The organism is Massilia oculi, assembly GCF_017582745.1.
GTDB classification, from domain to species: domain Bacteria; phylum Pseudomonadota; class Gammaproteobacteria; order Burkholderiales; family Burkholderiaceae_D; genus Telluria; species Telluria oculi_A.
This window is the reverse complement of the sequence record NZ_JAFVIM010000003.1, coordinates 36,573-62,024: the sequence shown is the minus strand read 5'-3', so window position 1 is coordinate 62,024 and position 25,452 is coordinate 36,573. Positions and strand designations below refer to the sequence as shown.

Below are 25,452 nucleotides of genomic sequence, written 5' to 3'. Positions count from 1 at the left end.
GCGTGCGCGCGCCCGGCTTTTTCGACCGAGACCCATGAACATCATTCCTTACGCGGCTGGCCTGGTCCTGGCTGGTCTCCTCGCGCTGGCGCCAGCCAGCGCGCTCGAGACGGTTGCGGCCGACCACCAGCGCCTGCAGTACACCGGACGAGTCGATTTCCGCGACCGCCGTGCGCCGGTACTGAGCTGGCCCGGCACGTCGGTGGCCGCCACCTTCACCGGCACGTCGCTGTCCATCGTCCTCGACGACCAGCACGGCAAGAACTACTACAACGTCTTCCTCGACGGCGATACCGAGCGCCCGATCATCCTGCAGCTCGACAAGGGGAAGAAGCGCTACCTGGTCGCCAATGGGCTGAAGCCTGGCGCGCATCGGCTCCTGCTGACCAAGCGCACCGAGGGCGAGGAAGGCGCCACCGTCTTCCTCGGCCTGGAGCTGGACGACAAGGCGGTATTGCAAGCGCCGCCGGCCAGGCCGGGACGGCGGATCGAGTTCTTCGGCGACTCCATCACCAGCGGCATGGGCAACGAAGCCCCTGATGATGGCGAGGACCACCACGGCAAGGACAAGAACAACTACCGCTCCTATGCCGCGATCGCGGCCCGCCAGCTCGGCGCCGAAGCGCATTTCACCTCGCAGGGCGGCATCGGCATCATGATCAGCTGGTTCCCGTTCACCATGCCGGACTTTTATGACCAGCTGAGCGCGGTCGGCGACAACGACAGCCGCTGGGATTTCTCGCGCTGGACGCCGGACGTGGTGGTGGTGAACCTGATGCAGAACGACAGCTGGCTGATCGGGCGCGACCACAAGCTGCAGCCGGAACCCGATGAGGCGCAGCGGATCGCGGCCTACCAGGCCTTCGTCGCGCGTGTGCGGTCGCTGTATCCGAAAGCCTATATCGTCTGTGCGCTCGGCAGCATGGATGCGACCCGGGCCGGATCGCCGTGGCCGGGCTACGTCAAGACAGCGGTCGGGAATCTCCAGGCAGCGGGCGACCGGCGCATCGATACGCTGTTCTTCCCATTCACCGGCTATGGCAAGCACCCGCGGGTGGCGCAGCACCAGGCGAATGCCGACATGCTGACGACTTTTGTGCGGCAAAGAATGGGGTGGTAGGCGAGTGCGGTATCATGCCGGTCTTCGTCAAGAAAGCCGCACATGCTCATCATCACCATCAAGCAGGGCAAGGAACAATCCATCCTTGCCGGCGACCCGTGGATCTACCAGTCCGCCATCGAGAAAGTCGAGGGCAAGCCGCACGAGCGCAACAAGATCGGCGTCACCGCGCTAGTCCAATCGTCGTCGCGCCGCTTCCTGGCGCGCGCCGCCTACAACGGCAAGTCGCAGATCGCGGCCCGCGTCTGGACCTTGCGCGAGGATGAAGCGATCGACCATGCGCTGATCAAGCGCCGCGTGGGGGCCGCCATCGAACGCCGCCTCGATACCTGGCGTGCGGTCGGACCGGATGCGCTGATCCAGCTGGTCGATGGGGAAAAGGATGGCCTGCCTGGCCTGGTGGTGCAGGGCTATGGCGGCCCGGACGGCTACCTGGTCTGCCAGTTCAACGCCGGCGGCGTCGACCTGTGGAAGGTGCCGGTGGTGCAGGCGCTGCTGGCCGCCACCGGCTGTCCCAACGTCTACGAGCGCTGCGATGCGCTGGTGCGCAAGGCCGAGGGATTGCCGTTCGCGCCGGGCGCCCTGGCCGGCGAGGAGCCCCCGCAGCGCCTGGTGGTGCGCACCCGCGAAAGCCTGGCGCCGATGGATATCCGCACCGGCTTCACTTATCCGCGCTAGGCAGGATCAGGCCAGCGCTTCCTTCGCCGCCTCTTCGGGAGTGAGGCCATCGTAGAACTGGTCGGTGAACCATTCGATCTGTTCTTCGATGTGGTCCTGGGCCTCTTTCACGGTGGCGCCGCCGGCGACCAGGAACCCTTCCACCTCGATGCACCACTGGATCAATGCCAGGGTTTCCTCGTCCAACTCTTCTTTCTTGGCCATGCCAATCATTCCCTTCAGTGCTGCGTGAATGGCGGATCGGACCGATCCGCGCCTGCGCGATTCTACCGCAGCGGGAAGGTGGGCCGAAGAATGATTGATCGATCGCGCAACTGATCTTATATTAACGGTTACGCGCCATCCGCCACTTCCTGTCGGCCGCGCCTTCTGCAGAGGATCGCCATGCCCAACCGGTTGCTCCAACTGTGCGTCATATTGGCGAGTATCGTATCCGTGGCCCAGGCGGCATCCCGGCACGAGCGGATCGACGCGCTGTTCGCGCCCTACGCGCGACCGGACACGCCTGGCTGCGCGGTGGCGGTCAGTCGTGATGGAACGCTCGATCATGCCCGCGGCTACGGCAGCGCGAACCTGGAGACGGGCGGCGCGATCACGCCGGCCACGACCTTCCATGCGGCTTCGCTCAACAAGCAGTTCGTCGCCTTTTCCATCCTGCTGCTGCAGCAGGACGGCAAGCTCTCGCTCGACGATCCCGTCCACCGGCACATTCCGGAACTGCCCGACTATGGCGCGCCGGTCACGCTGCGCCAGCTGATGCACCACACGAGCGGCATGCGCGAGCAGGGCCAGTTGCTGCAGCTGGCCGGCTGGCGCAGCGGCGACGTGACCACCGACGAAGACCTGCTCGGCATCATCAAGGCCCAGCGCTCGCTCAACTACCGCCCCGGCAGCGAAGTCCTGTACACGAACGCCGCCTACACGCTGCTGGGCGAAGTCGTGGTGCGCCGATCAGGCATGAGCCAGCGCGAGTTCGCACGCAGCCGCATCTTCGCGCCATTGGGCATGAGGCACTCGTTCTTCCGCGACGACGGCAATGAGCCGACGCCCGGCCGGGCCATCGGCTACAACCCGCGTGCGGGCGGGGGCTGGCAGATCGCCACGCCGCTGGGCGGCGCCGCCAGCCTGTCGACCACCGTCGGCGACATGCTCGCCTGGCAGCGCAACCTGCAGGATGGCCGGGTGGGTGGCAAGGAGGTGATGACGCAGATGCAGACCTCGGGCATGCTCGACAACGGGGTGGTGCACGGCTATGGTGGAGGCCTGAGGATCGAGCGCTACCGCGGCCTGCGCACCGTCTCGCATGACGGCCTGAACGGCGGCTACCGCGCCGACGCCGTGACCTTTCCCGACCACGGCCTGTCGGTGGCGGTGCTGTGCAATAACGGCGCCGCGATCGCCTGGGAGCTGAGCCGCCGCATCGCGGACATTTATCTGGAACCGCACATGACGCCCCTGCAGCCGGCCCGCGTGGCGCTGGCGGCCGGACAGGTGGCGAAGCTGGCCGGCCTGTACTGGTCGCCGATCACCGACGAAATCGTGCGGCTGGAGCTGGTGGACGGTGCGCTGCGCCCGCGCTTTCGCCAGGAAAGCCTGCACCATATCGGCGGCGGCGCTTTCCAGCTCGGCGATGGCATCGAGCGCTGGCGCTTTGCCCAGGACGAGCTGAGCATCTGGGATTCGTGGCCGGTCCCGCGCGTGTTCCAGCGCCTGACGGCGCCCGGCGTGAGCGACGGACTGGAGCGCTATGCCGGCACCTACCGCAGCCACGATCTTGGCGCCGACTACGTGGCGCGCGTTACCGACGGCAAGCTGACCCTGCATTTCGGCCGCAACGGGCGCGCCGTGCTGGAGCCGGCCAGCGGCGACAAATTCTTCAGCACCAGCCTGGGCACAGTGACGTTCGCACGCGCGCCGACGGGCGAGGTGGCCGGGCTCACGGTCAGCAGCCGGCGGCTGCGCCGCTTCGCTGCCGAGCGCATGGTTGAGTCCCATTAGCGTGATCGCGTTGCACGCTTCTGACGTCGTCGCAGGTCGACGCCAAGGCGTCACCGCCAGCAGGGGCTAACCGGCGCCAGGCTTGTTATAGATATAAAAAGCCGTCCGCGGGGCGCGTCATGATATTCCCTCTATCGACGCAGATTCAGGGAGGTCATGATGAAATTGCTCTTGGCGCGTGCAGCGATCGCCGGCTCGGTTCTCGGGCTGACAGGTTGTGCAGCATTCGATTGGTGGCCGCAGTCGACGGCCAATGCGGGCGGCAAGACCGCACAGCAGTCCGCGGGCCACGCGGCCGGCGCTTCGGGGACATACCCGCGCACCGCGGATGGCGGGCCCGGCGGACAAGGCCCGAAAAGCCTTCCAGCGCATGATACTGCTGGCAGCGCCGCGGATGGCGCCTCGTCCCCAGCCGCCAGGTCGACCGACACTCCCGAGCCCGATCTGGCGAAGGCGCCGGCCGCCATCGCCGAGGCCGGGCTCGATACCGCGACCATGGTTGACATGCTCGGCATGGCCTGGCAAGGTCTCCAGCGGCCGCAGCCGATCGACCCGGCCATCGGGAAATACCTCGGCGGCTTCGGTGTCGTGGTCGACATGCTGCAACGGGGCTTCGATGCCCGGGCGGCGCGGGAGGCGCATGCCGCTGTCGCGCGTTTGCGCGACGCCATGGGGCCGGGAGAGACCAAGATCATCCATATTAGGCAGGGCGCGGACGGCCGGGTCCAGGTTGTCGAAGTCCCCGGCCGCTTCACACCGATCGCGAAGAACCGGGACGAGAAGGTCATCGAGTCAGAGATCGTTACGCCCGAGGTCGTCGTGCAGCGCGACGGCAGCCTGCTGCACATATTCACCTCGAGAGGTGCGCTCACGCAAAAGGCGAGGGCGAGCTATGACCAGGAATGGCCGGAGTTCTACAAACGCTCCGATGCGGCGATCGCCGCCATCCTGGCGAGAGGCTGACCCATCATTTTGCGGGGGCGAACTGCAGCAGGTAGACGTCGTTCTCGCGCAGCGGCAAGCTGGTGGCCAGCCGTCCATCGGCGCCGACGGTGACCGTCTTTTGCTGCGACGGCTTGCCGGTGGCGTGGGCCTTGAGCGTCGCGACCTGCTGCCGGGTCAATTGTTTCGGCGAGCCCATGCCGATATAGGCGGTGAAGGCGTCGTTCTGCTTGTAGCCGACCTGGGACACCGTCATCGTGTAGGCGCCCGGCTTCATGCCCCGCAGCGCCACCGCGACCTGGCCCTTGGCCTTCGGCGGCAAGTCCTTGATGTAGAACTGCTGGTTGTTGACCTTGTCAGGCAGCGTATGGGTCACGTCCCAGAGCAGGACCTGGGCATTGCCCTTGTCGTCGAGCGTCGCCCAGGAATCCTTGTCCGCATTCTTCAGCTCCGTGTGGCCGAGCTGGTTCAGGAACTGGTAGGCGAAATAGGCCGGCTTCTTGATGCCTTGCGTGTTCATCAGGCCGAAGCCGCCGTGGAAGGCCTCGAAGCGCGGGCCGGGCTCTTCGAAGATATCGGTAAACACCCAGTACGACATCGACTGCACGGCGCCGCTGCTTTGCTTGAGCTTTTTCAGGATATAAGCGGCCTGATGGTAGCTGTCGTGGGTCGGATCGGCCGGGGTATAGGACGAACTCCATTCGGTGTAGTGCAGTTCCAGCTTCGGCATGGGTGAGGCGGCGATCTCCTTGCGGTTCTTTAGCACGTCGCTGGCCACCGCCATGTCGTCGCGGCTCAAAATCGTCCCGGTGGTGCCGAACTCGTCGAGGAAGCCCTGGCTCACGCCGTAGGAATGGGTGCTGACGAAGTCCAGCGGCACCTTGTTCTTGTCGGCGTAGGCGATCATCTCGGGAATCCAGGCCGCGCCGGCGGTGGCCGGCCCGCCGACCCGGTAGGCCGGGTCGACGCGCTTGATGGCGCGCGCCGCGTGGGTGTACAAGCGGAAGTACTCGTCCTGGGTGCCGGCCCAGAAGCCGTCCAGGTTCGGTTCGTTCCACACCTCGAAGTACCAGCTCGCCACCTCGTCGCGGCCATAGCGTTCGGTCCAGTGCCGCGTGAGGGCCTCGATCAGGCGTTCCCACTGGCCATAGTCGCGCGGCGGCGTGACGTTGCCGCGCCACCAGAAGATCGTCTTGGTGCCGCTGGCCATGGCATTGGGCATGAAGCCCAGCTCCACGAAAGGCTTGATGCCGATGCTCAGCAGATAGTCGAACAGCGCATCGATGTACTGGAAGTTGTACTGCTCCTTGCCCTGGGCGTCGATCTTGTACACGCCCATGTCGTCGGTCAGGAGGCCATGGAAGCGGATGTAACGAAAGCCCGCGTCGCGCCGGATCTCGGCCAGTTGCTGCTGCCAGTCGGCGCGCAAGCCTTCGTTGGCGCGGCCGGCGCCGACCGACAGGTTGAACATGCGGTCGAGCTTGCCCTGGACCTGGGTGACGTCGACGTCGATATTGCGCTGCTGCGCGAACGCACTGACAGGCAGGATGAACGTGGCGGCCAGCAAGGCCTGGGCGAATGGCTGAAGTCTCATGGATCGAATTTCCGTGGTGAGGAACGGCCAGCATACGGCGCGCTGCCCGCCATGGCGTGGTCCATGCGGATAGTTGAAGCAATCGTGCCGGACGTGTCAGCGCAGGTGTCATGACCCGGGACCGCATCCGGCGCGCCGGCGAGCGAAGCGCGGAACGCCTTCGGCGTGCAGCCATACTCCTGCCTGAACAGCTTGTTGAAGTAGGAGGCGTTGTTGTAGCCGACCGTGTAGGCGACCTCCGAGACCGTGGCCGATCCCTTCTCGGCCAGCAGCCGCGCGGCCTCGGTCAGGCGCAGCTTGTTCAGGTAGCCGGTAAACGTAAAACCCAATTCGGCCTTGAGGATCTCGTTGACCTTGTTGCGGTTGACGCCGGCGGCCTGCACCACGGCTTCCAGGTCCAGGTCGGCCTCGGCATAGCGGCTCGCCATCGCCTGGAGGATGGCCGCCTTTTCGCGGTCGCGCCGCGGCTCGAGCGGGAGCTCGAGCGAGAGCTGCTGGTAGGCCACGATCGGCAAGTCCTTCTGCAGCTTGTCCTGCAGCTCGAGCCGCAGGGCAAGCGCGTGGGCGCGGAACAGCCACAGGCCGAAGCCGGCCCAGGCGAACAAAAGAAACGCGCCGGGCACGAAGATCCAGCGCAGGTCGCGCCCATGCAGGGTCAGGCTGCTGACGTCGACCACCAGCGGCACGTCGCGCGGCGTCTGGAAAGTGCTGCCGATGGCCAGCTTGGGCACCTGGTCCAGGCGGTAGGCTTGGCTGGACAGCGGCAGCCCGGAATGGGCGAACCACCACTGCGGTGTCTCCATGCGCGTCAGGTCCAGTTCGACCAGGCTGCCTTGCTTGCTGCAGGAAAAGAAGCTCGAGGGGGAGCGGTAACTGGCCGGATCGCCGCGCCGGGACAGTCCCTCCTCAAAGGTCGGCGCCACCAGCGACAGGGTATTGCGTGGCGCGCAGGTGGCGACGAAGGACACCGATGCGTAGCGCGTCAGGTCGGCGTGCGCCGGTTCTCCGTCCGCCCCGAGGAAGAACAGGTTGGCTTCGGCGTACGGATAGGCGGTGCCGCTGGCGACGGTCAGCGCCATGCGCAGGCGACGGCCGTCGTCGAGCACCTGGACGTTCGATGCGCCGCCGGCCGAGGCGTCGCCGCCCGGACGGACGCGCCAGGCCGCCTGGCCGTCGCCCGGGCCGCTCAATAGCGCCACTTCGAGGAAGCTGCGCCGGTAGCCGGCGAGGCCGAGCAGGACGCTCGCCACGAGCAGCGCCACGAAGGCCAGCAGTGCCCGGCGCTGGAAGGCATGCATGGCGTACCCTTAGCGTGCTCCGGCCGCGAACTCGCGCGCCGGCAGGCGCACCGTCACCGTCTGCACCGGGGCGTCGGCCGCCGTGGCGAGCATCACCCGGTATTCGCCGGCCGCGATCTTCCAGCGCTTCGACCCGGCGTCGAACACCGCCAGCGTGCGCGGGTCGACCGCCACCTTGCTGGCGCGGCGCTCGCCGGCATTCAGGGCCAGCTTGTCCCAGCCGCCCAGCCGCTTCGGCGCTTCCCAGCCGGCGCCGACCTTCGACACGTATATTTGCGGCACCGCCTTGCCGGCGCGCGCGCCGCTGTTCAGGGTGTCGAAGCTGACCTGGATGCCGCCGTCCGCCGCCTCGGCCTTGAGATTGGTGTAGGTGAAGCTGGTGTACGACAGGCCGTGGCCGAAGGCGAACAGCGGTTTGATGCCCTTCAGGTCGAACCATTTGTAGCCGACCGCCGCGCCTTCGATGTCGTAGTCGACGTCGAAGCGGCTGTCCTTGGGCAGGTCGAGACCATCGAGTTTCGGGCGCGGCAGCTGGCTCTCGGACAGCGGGAAGGTCTGCGGCAGGCGTCCCGAGGCATCGACTTCGCCGCTCAGCATGCGCGCGATCGCCTCGCCGCCATTCGTGCCCGGATACCAGGCCTGGACCACCCCAGCTACGGCGTCCACCCACGGCATCGTCACCGGAGTGCCGGTCTGCAGCACCACGACCGTGCGCGGATTGGCGTTGGCCACGGCGGCGATCAAGGCGTCTTGCGCATTCGGCAGCGACAGGTTCGGCACGTCGTTCGCCTCGGAGGTCCACTGGGTCGCGAACACCAGCACCACGTCAGCACCGGCGGCGACTTTCGCGGCGGCAGCGGCATCCTTGCCGTCATGCCAGTCGAGCTTCGCCTTGCTGCGGCGCGCCAGGGCCTGCATCGGCGACCCTGGCAGGTAGACCATCGGCCCCGGCCAGGCCTTCGGCCCCTCGTTCGGCACCGCCATGCCGCCGCGCGGATAGACCTGGGCCGAGCCGCCCCCGGACAGCACGCCCTTGTTGGCGTGGCCGCCAATAATGGCGATACGTTTCAATCGCTGAGCCAGCGGCAGCACATTGCCCGCGTTCTTGAGCAGGACGATGCCTTCCTCCGCGTCTTCCTGCGAGATGCGGGCGTGGGCGGCGTAGTCGATCTCCTTGTCGCGCACCTTGACCGGGTGGTCCAGCACGCCGTGCGTGCCCATCGCCCACAGGATGCGCGCCACCATATCGTCCAGGCGCGCCTCCGGCACGTGGCCGTTCTGCACCGCCTCTTTCAGCGCGCCGTCGAAGTAGGGCGATTTGTCGAAGGGGTAGCCGGACTGCTGGTCCAGGCCCGCCAGCGCTGCGGGAATAGTCGAGTGCACGGCGCCCCAGTCGGACATCACATAACCCTTGTAGCCCCAGTCGCGCTTGAGCACCTTGTTCAGCAGGTGGTCGTTCTCGCAGCCATACACGCCGCCGATACGGTTGTACGAGCACATGACCGAGCCCGGATTGCCGCGCTCGATGGCGATCTGGAAGGCCAGCAGGTCGGACATGCGACCGGCCGCGTCGTCGATCTTGACGTTCAATTGGTTGCGGCCCGTCTCCTGGTCGTTGTAGGCATAGTGCTTGATGGTCGAGATCACGTGATTCGACTGCACGCCGCGAATCTGCTCGCCGGCCATGATCCCGGCCAGCAGCGGATCTTCGCCGGTGTATTCGAAGTTGCGGCCGTTGCGCGGCTCGCGCGCCAGGTTGACGCTCCCGCCCAGCATCACGTTAAAGCCCGACAGGCGCGCTTCCTTGCCGATCATGGCGGCGCCCTTGAAGGCCAGCGCCGGATTCCAGGTGGCGGCGGTGGCGATCCCCGCCGGCAGCGAGGTGCGCTCTCGGGTCTGCTTGCCCGGCTGCGAGGCGACGCCGATGCCGGCGTCGGTCAGCCACTGCGGCGTGATGCCGAGCCGTTCGATGCCCTTGATGTAGCCGGCGGACTGCACCAGGGCCTCGGCGGGCGGCTGCTTGCCCTGGAATTCGGTGCCGAACTGGCCGAACACCATGCCGATCTTCTCGTCGAGGGTCATCTGGCTCACCAGCTTGGCCGCGCGTTCCTGGGCGGCGTCGGGGGCCGCTTGCGCGCACTGGACGGCGCAGGCGGCGGCGAGGGCAATGGCCCAGCGGGCGTTCGGCAAAGCATGCTGCATACTCTTGTCTCCTTGTCTTCTTGTTTGATGGCCGCGCCGCCCATGAACGGGGCGGCGCGGCCGGGGTGCAACCTTAGAACGACACGCCAAGACGCACGCTGTAGCGCGGTCCCGTCACGAACCATGCGCGGCCCTTGTCGCCGACGTGGTGGGTCATGATCTGCTTGTACTTCGCGTCGGTCAGGTTCTGGGCCTGGAAATCGATGCGGTAGTGGTCGTTGAACTTGTAGCTGACGCCGCCATCGAGCTGGCCATAGTCGTCGGCCCAGATCGGCAAGCCCCAGGCGACGACGCTCTGGCCGAAGGTCGGGCTGTCCGGATTGGTGTCGACGCCATTGGTGCCATTGGTGCCGTTGTTGTTATTGCCCAGCAGGCTCTTCGAACGCCAGCTCCAGGCCAGGCGCGCCGACCACGGACCGCGGTCGTACAGCAGCGCCAGGTTATAGGAGTTGCGCGACATGTACTCCAGCGGCAGGTCGCCGAAGGAGCGACCGTCGGTGTCGCAGCCGTTCAGGTTCAGGTTCAGGTTGGCCGCATTGTTGCCGGCGCCGCACCAGGGCGAGAACACCGGGTTGTACAGGTCGCGTTTGGTCTTGACGTGGGTGTAGTTGGCCTGCACCCCGAAGCCCGCGAGCCAGCCCGGCAGGCGGTCGAAGTACTGCTGGTAGGCGACTTCCATGCCGCGTGCGCTGCCGCGCGCGCCGTTCACCGGGGTGGCAACGGTGAAATCGATTGCACGACCGGCCGAATCGGTCAGCTGATAGAACGAGCTCTGCTTGATGATGATGTCCCGCAGGCGCTTGTCGAACAGGCCCACGGTGAGCGAGCCGGCCTTGGCGAAGTACCATTCCGCGGTCAGGTCGATATTGCGTGAGGTGACCGGACGCAGCAGAGGGTTGCCTTTCGCTTCACCGGTGTGGCCGACCGAGGTGACGTTGGTGACCTGTCCGGCGCCGGTGCCGGTGGTGGTGCTCGTCACGTTCTGGCTGAGCGTGGTATAGGCCTGCAACTGGTCGAAGTTCGGACGCGACATGCCCTTGCCGATGGCGAAGCGGAACTGCAGCTCGTCGCTGGCCTTCATCCGCAGGTTCAGGCTCGGCAGCCAGTTGTGATACCCGTTCTCGTAGTCTTCGCGGCCGGCGAAGGGGGCGATGACGGGCACGGGCAGGCCGGTGGTGCCGCCGGGAGGAATGTTGAAGGTCGAGTTGTAGACCGTATAGCCGTAGGACTTGGCATCGGTCTTGACATAGCGAACGCCGATATTGCCGTCCACAGGGAAGCGCAGGTTGTCGAAGCCGAAGCGCATCTGCGTGTACAGCGCCTTGGTCTTCTCTCCCTGTTCATTGTCGCCCGATGGATTGGCTTCGCCGAACGCGGCCGGCGTCCATGGCGCGCAGGCGTTGCCGACTTCGGCGCACAGGATGTCGTGGAAGCCATGCAGCTGGGCGTAGCTGCCTGGGTAGCCCCCGGTGACCGAGCGCGCCGGGAAGATGATGGCCGGCACGCTGGCGTCGCCATTGAAGAAATTCTTGAACTGATTGACCGTCGTCGGAGCCTGGAAGCGTGGATCGCTCAGGTAGGCCAGGTTGTTGATCTGCCAGGGCATCATCCAGCGCTGCGAGATCCCGACCCAGTTGAAGTCAGGGTTGGATACGATGGTTTTCGCGTCGCGATCGGTCAGGCGCACACCGATGCGCAGGTCGCGCAGCACCGGGTGGTCGAAGTCGTACTTGACGTCGCCTTTCCACGCCTTCTGCTCGGCCACGCTGCGGTCGAGGTGTTCCATCGAGAACGCCCAGAAGAAGTTGTTCGGGTCGCTCATCGCCGCCGCCTGCGTTGGACTGAAGCTGATGCGTGGCAGCTTGCCGGTCAGGTCGAGGTTCAGTTCCGGCATCAGTGTGCCGAGGGCGACCGTCGAATCGAAGCCTTCCGACCTGGCTTTCACGTGCTGGAAGTCCGAGGTCAGCGTCCAGTTGCTGGCGGGTTTCCACTCGACGTTCCAGGCGACGTCGGTGGTCGTCGAATCGCGGCTCGCGGTACGGGCATTGTTGGCGTACTCGATGCTGCCCGCGGTCGGATTGACGATGGTGCCGCTCAGGAAGGCGCCGTTGGCATCGTAGACGCCGTTCTGCACGCGCAACTGGGTTGGATTGCCCTCGGCCGAGAACAGCGCGTTCTCGTCCCAGCGCATATCGTATTTCGAGCGGAACCAGGTCAGGTGGCTCTTGAGCGTATTGTCCTTTTTCCACTGCAGGGCGCCATAGGTGCCCTGGCGCTTGCGGTCGAAGTCCAGCGTGCGCCACTGCGCGCCTTTCGGGATCCAGACGGTGCGGCCCGGCTCGGCGTCGGCCACCGGATAATAGGGCTCCACCTGGAAGGCGTCGGTGCGGGTGACGCTGCGCGAGCTGGCGAAGTTGACCAGGGCGCCAATTTCGCCGATGCCGGTCTGCCAGCGGTTCGAATACAGGACCGAGCCGGCCGGATGGGACTTGCCCTTCTTGAGTTCCGAATACGTGCCCTCGATGCTGCCCGAGATGCGCTGGCCCTTGATGTCGAACGGCAGCGCGGTGCGCAGGTTCACCAGGCCCGAGATGCCGCCCTCGATCTGTTCCGCCGACGGATTCTTGTAGACGTCGACGCCGGCCATCAGCTCGGGCGGCACGTCTTCGAAGTTCAGGGCCCTGCCGCCGGTGGACGAGAAGGAGTCGCGGCCGTTCAGTTCCGAGCGCACCCAGGAGAGGCCGCGGATCGATACGCCCGAGCCTTCGACCGAGAAGTGCTCGGGGTCGCTGCGCGACATGGTGCGATCGATCGTCACGCCCGGCACGCGCTGCAGCACTTCGGTGATGGATTTGTCGGGCAGCTTGCCGATGTCCTCGGCGACGATCGAATCGACGACTTCCTCCGAGTTCTTTTTTAGCTGCTGGGCGCTGTCGAGGGCGGCGCGCTGGCCGGTGACCGTGACCACCTGGGGAGTGGCCGGGGCCGCGCCGGCCGCTGGCGCTGCTTGCTGTGCGAAGGCTGTCGACAACCAGCACAGATGTGCGACGCCCACGGCAATGGCCGACTTGTTCAACTGTCTCATGTTGTGTCTCCGTCTTTGTTGTGAAGAACCCGTCTGTGGGATTCTTTTCAGGTACTACCGAGGTTGCCGGCGGTCTGCAGCCGCATAACCTGTCAGTAAATATAACACCTAATGTTAGGCGCAATCATTGCCTTTTCGACCTCGTTGTAAATATTTATTGATCTTGTTGCCATTTAGATGAAATCGTTATCATGGCGTAGCACGTTTACATCGTTGCCGGGCCGGACGTGGACTGTGCGAAGCGCCAACTGCCTAAAAGCGACAGGCCGGCGTTTCCGGTGCCTGCACTTCATCCATGGGCGAATGCCTGCCTCGAGTGTCGAATCGGACGAGGGAGGACATCATGCCTATCAAAAACATCGCCATCGCCTGCCAGGGCGGTGGCAGTCATGCGGCCTATGCCGCCGGCGCCTTGCCGGTGCTGCTGCCGCAGTTTCGCAACGCCGTGCTGGCGACGAGCCAGGGACGGGCGATGCTGGCGGAGGAATCGGACGACGTGCTGCGCCTGACCGGCATCAGCGGCACCTCGGGCGGCGCGATCAGCGCCTTGCTGGCCTGGTATGGCTACTTGGTAGGCGGCCCCGATGCGGCCAGGGCCGGTCTCGAGCGCTTCTGGAGTGCCAACTGCGCCCAGGCGCCGGGCGAGCGCCTGCTGAACGACATCGGCCAGTGGATGGGCAGCCTGGCCCAGGTCGACCTCAAGTTCAGTCCCTATCTGTCGCCGCTGCGCGAGATCGAAAGTTTCGCCACCGCGACCTGGCCGATGATGGCCGCCATGTGGCCGGCGCTGGGCGGCTGGATCCGCGGGCCATATTTCCAGCTGCGCGAGTCGATCGCGCCACACATCGATTTCGACTTGGTCGGCGCCATCGGCGACTTCTGCAGCATCCCGCAAGAGATCAAGCGCTGGCAGGCGATCGCGCTGGAGGCGCGGATGGCCGGTGCGCCGGCCGAGCGCGAACGGCTGCACACCCGCCAGGCCGCGATCGAGCAGGACATCCGGGCCCGGCTGGCTTCGAGCGGGTGGATCGCGGCCTGGTCGAAGGCGCACGCTCTGGCGCCCGATGCGCTGCTGCGCGTCGTCTTCGACGGCCTGCAATTGCCGGCGTTGCGCTTCGAGCGCGATGCCCTCGACGGCCTGGCGCATGCGGTGCGCAACGCCACCCGCGCGCTGCCGCAATTGCTGATCGGCGCGGTGGACATCGATAGCGGCGCCTTCGTCGCCTTCAGTTCGGAACATGCGCCGATCGATGCCGGCATCACCCTCGACGCGGTGGTGGCCTCGGCCTCGCTGCCCTGGGTCTTCATGGCGCAGTCGATCCAGGCGCTCGACCCCGAGACCCACGAGCCGCGCCGCATGGCATGCTGGGACGGCTTGTTCTCGCAAAACCCGCCGATCAAGAATTTCATCTCGTCCGGCCTGGACCCGGCCAAGAAGCCGGACGGGGTCTGGATCCTGCAGATCAACCAGGACCGCTATGATTTCAGCGGCAAGGTCGCCGGTCCCGGCAACGCCCAGTCGGGCGACGAGCTGTGGCACCGGCGCGATACGCTGTCGGGCAACCTGTCGCTGAACCAGGAGGTCGCCTTCATCGAGGCCGTCAATGCCCGGCTCGACGATCCGGGCCAGCGCTTCCGGCCCCACGACAAGCCGATCGAGGTGGTGCGCATCGTGCTCGACGGCGAGGCGGTCGGCGGCGCGGTGCGCAAGGAACTGGGCCTGTTCTCCAAGTTCGACCGCGATCCCCTGCTGGCCCAGGCGCTGCTGGCCCATGGCCGTGAGCAGGCCGAACGCTACCTGGCGCTGCGCACGCAGGCCGCTGCCCTGTGGGACACCCTGGCTAGCCAGGTCGGCATGATGGGCGCACGGCCCAGCAGCCGCCTGACCCAGGCGATGCCCTTCCTGCCGGGGCATGCGCGGATCGCCGGCGGCCTGGTGGCCCCGGACGTGATCACCATCGAGGGTGCCGGCCAGGCCAGCCTGCGCTGGCACGCGAGCGAGGCCGAGATGGATGGACGCCTGGTGCGGATGAAGGGGAGCACGCTGTTGCGCCTGGGAGAGCAGGGGTGGGGGCTGGGCGAAACCCGCTTGCTCGACGTCGAGGAAAGGAAAGCCCAGGAACCCGAAGACGTGCAGCAAGCGGCGGATGGGCAGCCGCCCGCGCGGAGGCGAGCCAGCGGAGGACGCAAGGAAGAGGGCGGCGGAACGTCTTTACACTGAGCGCCCTTGGCGGCCTTAACACAACAATGACGGTTCAATTCTCACATAATGTCACGCAGAAATTGCCCATATTGCGTAAAATACTTATATGTAGCGTTCATCATTTCATATATATTTCTCATATATCTCAATGTCAACGGATATTGCAATGCAACATAACCCTCATATGAAGAATCGCATCCTGTTGAGCACCGGCGTGTTGGCCGCCGTGCTCGCCCTGTCCGCCTGCGGCAAGAAGGCGGACGTCGAGGCCTCCCCGGCGCCGACCGATCCGGCTTCGCCGGCCGCGGTCGCGGCCCAGAATCCCGATCCGCACGCCGCGATCGTGGCCGAGCCGGCCACCTCGCCGGACGCCGTCCCCGGCACCGGTCCGGGAGAGGGCGGCACCGCGATCGGCGGCGTCGTCGCCGGCCAGGATGCGGACAAGCCCCGCGACAGCGGTGCATCGGAACCAACCGGTGGCGATGGCGCCACCGAGGCAACCACCCCACCGGCCAAGTAACACGGTCGAGGGTGTAGAAGGTGCGCAGGCCACTTGGCGGTGGCAGCGGCGCAACGGGACAAGCATGCCGGGGCATCGACCCCGGCAGGCCCCTTTGCGGCGTGCGCAATCCATTACTAGTAGGAGAACCTAGATGGGCATGAATCGTAGGCAGTTCCTCCGCGTAAGCGGGGCGGGACTGGCCGCGTCCACCATCGTCGCGCTCGGCTTTTCGCCGCTGCCGGCAATGGCCGAGACCCGGCACTATAAACTGGCGAAAGCCAAGGAGACGCGCAACACGTGTCCGTACTGCTCGGTGGGCTGCGGCCTGCTGATGTACAGCATCGGCGACGGCGCGAAGAACGTCACCTCGGACATCATTCATATCGAAGGCGACCCGGACCATCCGGTGAACCGCGGCACCCTGTGCCCGAAAGGCGCAGGCCTGCTCGACTTCGTGCACTCCCCGAACCGCCTCAAGTATCCTGAAGTCCGCGAGCCGGGCAGCAAGGAATGGAAGCGTATTTCCTGGGACCAGGCGATGTCGCGCATCGCCAAGTTCATGAAGGACGACCGCGACGCCAACTTCGTGGTCAACAATGCCGAAGGCAAACTCGTCAACCGCTGGACCAGCACCGGTATGCTGTGTGCGTCCGCGGCGAGCAACGAAACGGGCTACATCACGCACAAAGCGATGCGTTCGATGGGCATGCTCGTCTTCGATAACCAGGCTCGCGTTTGACACGGACCTACGGTGGCCGGTCTGGCCCCGACGTTCGGACGTGGCGCGATGACCAACCATTGGGTTGACATCAAGAATGCCGATGTAGTACTGATTATGGGCGGCAATGCCGCCGAAGCTCACCCCTGCGGTTTCAAGTGGGTGATCGAAGCCAAGCATCACAATAAAGCCAAGCTGGTCGTGGTCGACCCGCGCTTCACGCGTTCGGCCGCCATGAGCGACTATTACGCGCCGATCCGCGCCGGCTCCGACATCGCCTTCCTGGGCGGCGTCATCAATTATCTGCTGAGCAACGACAAGATCCAGACCGAATACGTCCGGAGCTATACCAACGCCAGCTTCATCGTCGGCCCGGACTTCCAGTTCGAGGATGGCCTGTTCTCGGGCTACGACGAAACCAAGCGCCGCTACGACAACAAGTCGTGGGGCTACGCCATGGGCGAAGACGGTTACGCCAAGGTCGATCCGACCATGCAAGACCCGAATTGCGTCCTGCAGGTGATGAAGCGCCACTACGCGCGCTACACCCCTGAGCAAGTCAGCAAGATCACCGGTACCCCGGTCAAGCAATTCCTGAAAGTCTGCGAGTACATCTCGTCGACCGCCGTGCCGGGCCGCGCCATGACGATCATGTATGCGCTGGGCTGGACGCAACACAGCCAGGGTAGCCAGATCATCCGTACCGGCGCCATCATGCAGCTGCTGCTGGGTAACGTCGGCGTCGCCGGCGGTGGCCTGAACGCGCTGCGCGGCCACTCCAATATCCAGGGCCTGACCGACCTGGGCCTGCTGTCGAACTCGCTGCCGGGCTACCTGTCCCTGCCGACCGACAACGAGCAGGACCTGGAGACCTACTACAAGCCGCGCGCACTCAAGCCGCTGCGTCCGAACCAGATGAGCTACTGGCAGAACTATCCCAAGTTCTTCGTCAGCCTGCAAAAAGCCTGGTGGGGCGATGCCGCGACCGCGGAAAACAACTGGGCCTTCGACTATCTGCCGAAGATCGACAAGCTGTACGACGTGCTGCAGGCCTTCGAACTGATGGGCCAGGGCAAGATGAACGGCTACATCTGCCAGGGTTTCAACCCTGTCGGCTCCTTCCCTAACAAGAAGAAGATCATCGCCGGCCTGTCGAAGCTGAAGTTCCTGGTGACGATGGATCCGCTGAACACCGAGACCTCGGAGTTCTGGAAGAACCACGGCGAGTCGAACGACGTCGACAGCGCGTCGATCCAGACCACCGTGTTCCGCCTGCCGACCACCTGCTTCGCCGAGGAAGACGGTTCACTGTCGAACTCGTCGCGCTGGCTGCAGTGGCACTGGAAGGGCGCCGAGGCGCCGTGGGAATCGAAGCCGGACATCGAGATCATCGCCGACCTGTTCACCCGCATGAAGAACGCCTACATCAAGGATGGCGGCGCCTTCCCTGACGCGATGGTGAACCTGGCCTGGCCGTACAAGATCCCGCACAGCCCGTCGGCTGAAGAACTCGCCAAGGAGTTCAACGGCAAGGCGCTGGCCGACCTGTACGATCCGAAGGATCCGTCCAAGCTGCTGCTCAAGAAGGGCCAGCAGGTGCCGGGCTTCGGCGTGCTGCGCGACGATGGCTCGACCGCCAGCGGCTGCTGGATCTATGCTGGCGCCTGGACCGAGGCCGGCAACCAGATGGCCAACCGCGACAACGCCGACCCGTATGGCGTGGGTAACACGCTGGGCTGGGCCTGGGCATGGCCGGCCAACCGCCGCGTGCTGTACAACGGCGCTTCGGCCGATCCGAAGACCGGCAAGCCGTGGAACGCGCACCGCAACCTGATCGCATGGAACGGCAGCAGCTGGACCGGTTCGGATATCCCGGACATCCGTCCCGACGCCAATCCGAACGACGAGGACCGCGTGCAGCCGTTCATCATGACGGCCGAAGGCGTGGCGCGCATGTTCGCGCCGACCGGCATGGCCGAAGGCCCGCTGCCTGAGCACTACGAGCCGTTCGAGTCGCCGTTCCCGGTCAACCCGATGCACCCGAAGAACCCGAAAGCCCGTGCCAACCCAGCGGCGCGAGTGTTCAAGGGCGATATGGAAGCGTTCGGCACGGCCAAGGAATTCCCGTACGTCGCGACCAGCTACCGCCTGACCGAGCACTTCCACTACTGGACCAAGAACGTCCAGAGTAACGCGATCATCCAGCCGGAGCAGTTCGTGGAGATCGGCGAAGAGCTGGCCAAGGCCAAGGGCATCGCCAATGGCGACATGGTCAAGGTGTCGTCGATGCGCGGCTACATCAAGGCCAAGTGCGTCGTCACCAAGCGTATTCCGCAGCTCGACTGCGATGGCATGAAGGTGGATACGGTGGGCTTGCCGAACCACTGGGGCTTCGTCGGTTTGACCAAGCCGGGCTTCCTGGTGAACACGCTGACCCCGTTCGTGGGCGATGCGAATACCCAGACGCCTGAGTTCAAGTCGTTCCTGGTCAATATCGAAAGGGCTTAATACCATGTCTTCGCTTCAATCTCTCGATATCGCCAAGCGGTCGGCAACGACTGCGACGACGCCGGTGGCGCGTACACACAAGCCGGAAGTCGCGAAGCTGATCGACGTCTCCAGCTGCATCGGCTGCAAGGCATGCCAGGTGGCCTGCATGCAGTGGAACGACCTGCGCGACGACATCGGCGAAACCCACGGCACCTACGACAACCCGCGCGACCTGACGCCGCAGTCGTGGACGGTCATGAAGTACTCGGAAGTCGTCACCAAGACGGAAGACGAGGGTGACCGCCTGGAGTGGCTGATCCGCAAGGACGGCTGCATGCACTGCGACGAGCCGGGCTGCCTGAAGGCCTGCCCGGCGCCGGGCGCGATCGTCAAGTACACCAACGGCATCGTCGACTTCATCAGCGAGAACTGCATCGGCTGCGGCTACTGCGTCGCCGGCTGCCCGTTCGATGTGCCACGCATCAGCAAGGTGGACTCGAAGGCCTATAAATGCTCGCTGTGCGCGGACCGCGTGGCAGTGAACATGGAGCCTGCCTGCGTCAAGATCTGTCCTACCGGCGCCATTCGTTTCGGCACCAAGGAAGACATGATCGAATACGCGGGCGACCGTGTGGTCGACCTGAAGGAGCGCGGTTACCAGAACGCGGGCCTGTACAACCCGGCCGGCGTCGGCGGCACGCACGTCATGTACGTGCTGCAGCACGCCGACAAGCCGAACCTGTACGCCGGCCTGCCGGAAAACCCGACCATCAGCCCGACCGTGGCGCTGTGGAAGGGCGTGGCCAAGCCGCTGGGCGTGGCCGCGATGATCGGCGCCGCCGTGGCGGGCTTCTTCCACTACATGAAGGTCGGTCCGATCGAGACCACCGTGGACGAACCGCCGGTGCAGCCGACGCCCGGTGCAGACCAGCGCGACGTAGTCCGCGATGAACCGCGCGTTTAAGGAGAAGAACATGTTTATCACTCGCTATCGTGACCGTACGCGGATGAACCACTGGGCCGTGGCCCTGCTGTTCATCTGCGCGGGATTGACCGGGCTGGCATTGTTCCATCCTTCGATGTACTTCTTCAGCGCCTTCTTCGGCGGCGGCTACTGGACCCGTGTGCTGCACCCGTTCTTCGGGCTGCTGATGGTGCTGGGCTTCGTGTTCCTGTTCTTCGCCGTGGTGCGCGACAACTTCTGGACCAAGTCCGATACGGAATGGGTCAAGAAGGCGCCGAAGATGGTGACCACCGGCGACGAGCACCACATGCCGCCGGTACACAAGTACAACGCCGGCCAGAAGGGCGTGTTCTGGGTGTTCGCGATCAGCCTCGTGCTGCTCCTGATCACCGGCTTCATGTTCTGGCAGCCATGGTTCGCGGACTTCTTCCCGATTCCGCTGCGCCGCGCCGCCATGCTGGTGCATGCGGTGGCAGCGTTCGCGCTGGTGCTGAGCGTCATCATCCACGTGTATGCCGCGATCTGGGTCAAGGGCTCGTTCCGCGCCATGACCCGTGGCACCGTGCACGAGGACTGGGCGAAGTCGCACCACCCGCTGTGGTATAAGGAAGTCACGCAAACCACGCGGGACAGCGCCACGCGCAAGAAACCTTAAGGACTTCACTGCTTTATGAGTGTTACCAAAGCAACACAGCTGCTCAGCCCGGAAGAAATCGCGGTCCGGTCCGGGCAGCAGATGCCCTACCTGCACCTCCCGGTGCGGGCAGAGCTGTTCGCCACCCGTGAAACCCGCCTGCGCGAGCTGGCGGCCGGGCATGCGATGCGCGACTTCCTGCTGTTCGCCGCCGAACTGGCGCACGTGCAGCATGAAGTCCTGCAGGACTACCCGGAGGTCGCGCTGCCCAGCGGCGACGACCTGGTGGCCGCCGGCCGCGCCGCCCGGGCGCCGCTGCCGGCGCCGCTGTGGCCGCGTGACCCGGCCTGGCGTGCGGCGTTCCGCCGCATGCTGGAGCTCCTGGTCCCGCGCCTCGCGGGCAGCCCGGCCCAGGCGGCCGTGCAGGCCTTGCTGGCCGCCAGTGACGACCATCTCGAAGGCCAGGCCGAACTGCTGCTGCAAGGCGCAGCCGGCCTGGACATGAGCGCGGCGCCGCTGGTGGCGGCCGGCCTGCAGGTCTACTGGACCCATATGGTGCTGGCGGTCCAGCAGGCCCACGGCGCGGCGCGCCAGGAACCGTTCGGGCGTACGCTCGACGTGACCTTGTGCCCGTGCTGCGGCAGCCTGCCGACTTCGTCGGTCACCAGGCTGGACGCCAGCGGCAGCAACTTCCGCTACCTGAACTGCGCACTGTGCTCGACGCAGTGGCATATGGTGCGGGTCAAGTGCAGCCACTGCCAGTCGACCAAGGGCATCCACTACCACTCGCTGCAGGCGGTGGCTACCGATGGCGCGCAGGAAGACACGGCGCAGGCGTCGGTGCAAGCCGAAACCTGCGACGAGTGCGGCCACTACCTCAAGATCGTGCGCATGGAGAGAGATCTCCACGTCGATCCGGTGGCGGACGACGTGGCCACCCTGACGCTGGACATCCTGGTGTCGGAAGCCGGCTACCAGCCGCATGGCGTCAACCTGTTGCTGCTCACGGGCGGCGAAGAAGGGCCGTCGGATGACGACGGCGCATCCCCTCAATCAAGGAGTAATTGATCATGTCGCTCGACGAGTCCGTGGTCCACGGCTCGAAGGCGACAGTCAAGGATCTGCCTTCGATCGATAAACTGCTGCGCCTGCCATCCGTGCAGGCGCTGGTTTCCAGCCACGGCCATACCCTGGTCGCGGCGGAAGCGCGCGCGCAAGTGGACAACCTGCGCGCGCAGGCCCTGGCAGGCGTGCTCCCCGCGAGCGCGCTGTTGCCGGAGGCGCTCGGCCAGTCTCTGGCCGGGCGTATCGCCGGACGCCTGGCGCCGAATATGCGCCGGGTGATCAACCTGACCGGCACGGTCATCCATACCAATCTCGGACGCGCCGTCCTGCCGCAAGCGGCAATCGACCACCTGGTCGCGATGATGGCCGGCCCGAACAACCTCGAATACGACCTTGACAGCGGGTCGCGCGGCGATCGCGACAGCATCGTCGAAGGCCTGCTGTGCGAGATCACGGGCGCCGAAGCGGCGACCGTGGTCAACAACAATGCCGCCGCCGTGCTGCTGTCGCTGGCCGCCCTGGGCGGCGGACGCGAGGCGATCGTCTCGCGCGGCGAGCTGGTGGAAATCGGCGGCGCCTTCCGCATGCCCGACGTGATGGCCAGCGCCGGCGCCCACATGGTCGAAGTCGGCACCACCAACCGCACCCACCTGGCGGACTACGAACGTGCGATCAACGAACGCACGGCGCTGCTGATGAAGGTCCATACCAGCAATTACGCTGTGCAGGGTTTTACCAGCTCGGTGTCCGAAGCCGAGCTGGCGCCGCTGGCGCGTGCCCGCAACGTCGCCCTGGTCAGCGACCTGGGCAGCGGTTCGCTGATCGACATGGGCAAATACGGCCTGCCGCAGGAACCGACGCCGCAGCAGATGCTGGCGGCCGGCTGCGACGTGGTCACCTTCTCGGGCGACAAGCTGCTGGGCGGGCCGCAGGCCGGCCTGATCGTCGGCTCGAAGGAATTCGTCACCCGCATCCGCAAGTTCCCGATGAAGCGCGCGCTGCGCCTGTCCAAGCTGCCGCTGGCGGCGCTGGAGGCGACCCTGCGGCTCTACCTGCAGCCCGAGCTGCTGGTGCGCGACCTGCCGACGCTGCGCTGGCTGACCCGCACGCAAGAGCAGGTGGGCGCGACGGCGAACGCGATCCTGACGCCGCTGCGCGAGGCGCTGGCGCCGCGCTATACGGTGACGCTGGAGACGATGCTGAGCCAGATCGGCTCCGGCTCGCTCCCGATCGACCGCCTGCCGTCGAGCGGGGTGGCGATCGCGCCGAACCTGTCGGGCAAGCGCGGCATGGGCACGGCGCTGGACAACCTGGCCGAGGCGTTGCGCGGGCTGCCGCTGCCGGTGATCGGCCGCATCGCCGACGACCGCCTGCTGCTCGACTGCCGCTGCATCGACGACCCGGCCGAGCTGCTGGGGCAACTGGGCGCACTGCGCGCGGCGCTCGTCGAAGAATAAGAACGAACGTAAAGGATTTCGCATGATCGTCGGCACTGCCGGACATATTGACCACGGCAAGACCGCGCTGGTGCGCGCGCTGACCGGCATCGACGCCGACCGCCTGCCGGAAGAAAAGAAGCGTGGCATCACCATCGAGCTGGGCTATGCCTGGATGCCGCTCGAGGATGGCGGCCGTATCGGCTTCGTTGATGTGCCGGGCCACGAAAAACTGGTGCGCACCATGGTGGCCGGCGCCAGCGGCATCGATTTCGGCCTTCTCCTGATCGCGGCCGACGACGGCCCGATGCCGCAGACGATCGAGCATGCGACCATCCTTTCCCTGCTGGGCGTGCGGCGCGGCGCCGCCGTGATCACCAAGATCGACCGCGTCGACGCCGACCGCCTGGCCGAGACCGAGGCAGCGGTTGCCGGCCTCTTGGCCAGCGCGGGTCTCGAGGATTACCCGGTGCTGAAAGTGTCGAGCATCAGCGGCGACGGCATCGATGCCTTGCGCGCACTGCTGGTGCGGGCGTTTCACGCGGCCCCCGGCGATGGCGTGCCGGGCGCGGGATTCCGCATGGGTCTGGACCGCGCCTTCACGCTCGACGGCGTGGGGACCGTGGTCGCGGGCAGCGTCTCGAGCGGCAAGGTCGGCATCGGCGACGGCCTGTCGCTGGCAGCCGCGCCGGACAAGGAATACCGGGTGCGCAGCCTGCAGGTGCACAGCCGGGCGGCGCAGGAGGCCCACGCCGGCCAGCGCTGCGCGGTCGGCCTGGCAGGCCTGGAACGCAGCGACGATTTGCGGGGCCAGGTGCTGTGCGACCCGGCGATCGCGTTGACGACCGGGCGCATCGACGTCTGGCTGCAGGTGGCGGCGACCGAGGAACGCGCGCTGCGCTCGGGCACCCTGGTGCACCTGCACGCCGCGACCCAGGACTGCCTGGCCACCGTGGCCGTATTGGGCCAGCCGTCGATCGCGCCTGGCGCGGCGGCGCCGGCGCAACTAGTGCTGCACAAGCCGGCCAACGTCTGGCACGGCGACCGTTTCATCTTGCGCGACGCCTCGGCGATCCGCACCGTGGCCGGCGGGTCGGTGCTCGATCCACTGGGACCGGTGCGCTACCGCCAGACGCCGGAACGCCTGGCCTACCTGGAGACCCAGCGCGCCGACGAACCCCTGACGCGCCTGCTGGGCGCGCTGGCCCAGGCTCCATATGGCGTCAACGGCGCGACCTGGCTGAGGAGCAGCGGCCTGGCGCGCTGGCCGTTCGACCTGGAGAAGGTGCCGGACATCGTGGTCGGCGCCGGCGGCGAATGGCTGATTTCACGCGCGCGGCTGCAGGAGAACGAAGCCGGCCTGCTGCGCGCGCTGGGCGACTTCCATGCGAAGTATCCTGACGAGATCGGCCCCGACCTGCTGCGCGCGCGCCGCCTGGCCGCGCCGCGCATGCCCGAGGCGCTGTGGCTGCAGCTGACCGAACACATGATCGCGGCCGGCGGCATCAATCGCCGCAACGGCTTCCTGCACCTGCCGGAGCACGGCGTGGCCTTGCGCGCGGCCGAGCAGGTGGTGGCCGAGCACGCGCTGCCGAAACTGCTGGACGGCCGCTTCGACCCGCCCTGGGTGCGCGACATCGCCCAGACCGCGCGCCTGCCCGAAGTGCAGGTGCGCCAGGTGCTGGGCCGCATGGCGCGCGGCGGCGACGTCTACCAGGTCGTCAAGGACCTGTTCTACCACCCGGCCGTGATGCAGGAGGCCGCCGACCTGGTGCGTCGCCTGGCGCGCGAGGATGCCCAGGGCCAGGTCACGGCGGCGCGCTTCCGCGACGAGACGGGACTCGGCCGCAAGCGCGCGATCCAGATCCTCGAGTTCTTCGACCGGATCGGCTTCTTGCGCCGGGTCGGCGACGTGCACCTGCTACGGCCGGGGACCTTGCTGTTTCCGCCGAAGGACTAGCAGGCCGCCGGCGCCGGCCAGCAGCAGGGCCGGCATGCCCGGCTCCGGCACTTGGGCGGGATCGACGAAGGTGAAGTCGTCCATCGCGTAGGAGCCCTGGGCGCCGGTACGCACGACCACCGAGTCAATGGCGCCATCCCAGCCGGCGTCCAGGAAGGCCGACGTTCCCGAGAGTTGCAGCAGAGCCGAGCTGGCGACCAGTTGGCCGGCGAGGTAGAGGTCGAAACGCACGCTGCTGTCTTCATACCCCGAAAACCAGGCGCCGTTGAACACCGTCGGCGCCAGGAAACGGATGGTGCTCGCGATCGGTCCGCCGTCGATCCAGTCGGTCGTCACCTGGCCCATCCCCGAGCGGGGCGTGAACGGCGCGCCTTGCGCAGTAAAAACGTTCAGGCCGGACGCCGACCAGTCGAGGCCGCCGTAGTTGCCAGGCACGGCGGCAAAACCGTCGGGGCCGACGATGTCGTCGAAGTTCAGCACGGCGGCCGAGGCGAAGGGGGCGCACAGCGTCATGGCGGCAGCGAGCGCGAGATGGCGAATCATCGATTGCATGAAAATTCCTT

18 protein-coding genes are annotated in these 25,452 nt (G+C 66.2%); 12 read left to right on the top strand and 6 right to left on the bottom strand.

Going from position 1 to position 25,452, the window contains the following annotated elements; genetic code table 11:
* Nucleotides 1-34 precede the first annotated feature (34 nt).
* Nucleotides 35-1,120 (top strand): SGNH/GDSL hydrolase family protein, encoded by a 1,086-nt coding sequence (locus J3U95_RS04445; RefSeq protein WP_208277453.1) that lies wholly within the window; start codon nt 35-37, stop codon nt 1,118-1,120.
* A gap of 42 nt (nt 1,121-1,162) precedes the next feature.
* A complete protein-coding gene (locus J3U95_RS04440; protein ID WP_208277452.1) occupies nt 1,163-1,798 on the top strand; it encodes a class I SAM-dependent rRNA methyltransferase in 636 nt (211 codons plus the stop codon).
* A gap of 6 nt (nt 1,799-1,804) precedes the next feature.
* Here J3U95_RS04440 and J3U95_RS04435 read toward each other — a convergent pair whose 3' ends face one another.
* Complete coding sequence (locus J3U95_RS04435; RefSeq protein WP_208277451.1) at nt 1,805-2,002, bottom strand: hypothetical protein; 198 nt, start codon at nt 2,000-2,002, stop codon at nt 1,805-1,807.
* 180 nt (nt 2,003-2,182) lie between these two features.
* Between J3U95_RS04435 and J3U95_RS04430 the strand changes: the two genes are divergently transcribed.
* Both J3U95_RS04430 and J3U95_RS04425 read left to right on the top strand, forming a co-directional pair.
* On the top strand, nt 2,183-3,796 hold the full coding sequence (locus J3U95_RS04430; protein ID WP_208277450.1) for a serine hydrolase: 1,614 nt from the start codon (nt 2,183-2,185) through the stop codon (nt 3,794-3,796).
* Nucleotides 3,797-3,952: 156 nt separating this feature from the next.
* Nucleotides 3,953-4,759 (top strand): hypothetical protein, encoded by an 807-nt coding sequence (locus J3U95_RS04425; RefSeq protein WP_208277449.1) that lies wholly within the window; start codon nt 3,953-3,955, stop codon nt 4,757-4,759.
* A gap of 4 nt (nt 4,760-4,763) precedes the next feature.
* Here J3U95_RS04425 and J3U95_RS04420 read toward each other — a convergent pair whose 3' ends face one another.
* The 4 genes from J3U95_RS04420 to J3U95_RS04405 form a co-directional block, all read right to left on the bottom strand.
* Nucleotides 4,764-6,332, bottom strand: coding sequence for a GH39 family glycosyl hydrolase (locus tag J3U95_RS04420; protein ID WP_208277448.1), 1,569 nt, complete (start codon nt 6,330-6,332; stop codon nt 4,764-4,766).
* Complete coding sequence (locus J3U95_RS04415) at nt 6,329-7,630, bottom strand: helix-turn-helix domain-containing protein (RefSeq protein ID WP_208277447.1); 1,302 nt, start codon at nt 7,628-7,630, stop codon at nt 6,329-6,331. Before J3U95_RS04415 ends, J3U95_RS04420 begins: the two co-directional genes overlap by 4 nt.
* Before the next feature lie 9 nt (nt 7,631-7,639).
* Nucleotides 7,640-9,832, bottom strand: a complete 2,193-nt coding sequence (locus J3U95_RS04410) for a beta-glucosidase family protein (RefSeq protein WP_208277446.1) — start codon at nt 9,830-9,832, stop codon at nt 7,640-7,642.
* 73 nt (nt 9,833-9,905) lie between these two features.
* Nucleotides 9,906-12,917 carry a TonB-dependent receptor gene (locus tag J3U95_RS04405; protein WP_208277445.1) on the bottom strand — a complete coding sequence of 1,004 codons (3,012 nt, stop codon included), beginning with the start codon at nt 12,915-12,917 and terminating at the stop codon, nt 9,906-9,908.
* 343 nt (nt 12,918-13,260) lie between these two features.
* Here J3U95_RS04405 and J3U95_RS04400 point away from each other — a divergent pair, with 343 nt between their 5' ends.
* From J3U95_RS04400 to selB, 8 genes are all read left to right on the top strand, one after another.
* Nucleotides 13,261-15,138, top strand: a complete 1,878-nt coding sequence (locus J3U95_RS04400; protein ID WP_208277444.1) for a patatin-like phospholipase family protein — start codon at nt 13,261-13,263, stop codon at nt 15,136-15,138.
* A 148-nt stretch (nt 15,139-15,286) separates the two neighbouring features.
* Nucleotides 15,287-15,640, top strand: a complete 354-nt coding sequence (locus tag J3U95_RS04395; protein WP_208277443.1) for a hypothetical protein — start codon at nt 15,287-15,289, stop codon at nt 15,638-15,640.
* A 133-nt stretch (nt 15,641-15,773) separates the two neighbouring features.
* Complete coding sequence (fdnG, locus tag J3U95_RS04390; RefSeq protein ID WP_208277442.1) at nt 15,774-18,848, top strand: formate dehydrogenase-N subunit alpha; 3,075 nt, start codon at nt 15,774-15,776, stop codon at nt 18,846-18,848.
* Between the two features lie 4 nt (nt 18,849-18,852).
* The gene (gene fdxH, locus J3U95_RS04385; protein ID WP_208277441.1) at nt 18,853-19,794 is read left to right on the top strand and encodes a formate dehydrogenase subunit beta; all 942 of its coding nucleotides are present in this window, start codon (nt 18,853-18,855) and stop codon (nt 19,792-19,794) included.
* A gap of 10 nt (nt 19,795-19,804) precedes the next feature.
* Nucleotides 19,805-20,449: a formate dehydrogenase subunit gamma gene (locus tag J3U95_RS04380; protein ID WP_208277440.1), complete on the top strand. Its 645-nt coding sequence runs from the start codon at nt 19,805-19,807 to the stop codon at nt 20,447-20,449.
* Nucleotides 20,450-20,464: 15 nt separating this feature from the next.
* Nucleotides 20,465-21,496, top strand: a complete 1,032-nt coding sequence (fdhE, locus tag J3U95_RS04375; RefSeq protein ID WP_208277439.1) for a formate dehydrogenase accessory protein FdhE — start codon at nt 20,465-20,467, stop codon at nt 21,494-21,496.
* A gap of 2 nt (nt 21,497-21,498) precedes the next feature.
* Nucleotides 21,499-22,950, top strand: coding sequence for an L-seryl-tRNA(Sec) selenium transferase (gene selA / locus J3U95_RS04370; RefSeq protein WP_208277438.1), 1,452 nt, complete (start codon nt 21,499-21,501; stop codon nt 22,948-22,950).
* 22 nt (nt 22,951-22,972) lie between these two features.
* Nucleotides 22,973-24,889 (top strand): selenocysteine-specific translation elongation factor, encoded by a 1,917-nt coding sequence (gene selB / locus J3U95_RS04365; RefSeq protein WP_208277437.1) that lies wholly within the window; start codon nt 22,973-22,975, stop codon nt 24,887-24,889.
* Here the strand turns inward: selB and J3U95_RS04360 are convergent.
* Nucleotides 24,851-25,441, bottom strand: coding sequence for a PEP-CTERM sorting domain-containing protein (locus J3U95_RS04360; RefSeq protein WP_208277436.1), 591 nt, complete (start codon nt 25,439-25,441; stop codon nt 24,851-24,853). The genes selB and J3U95_RS04360 overlap by 39 nt on opposite strands.
* Between the last annotated feature and the right edge of the window lie 11 nt (nt 25,442-25,452).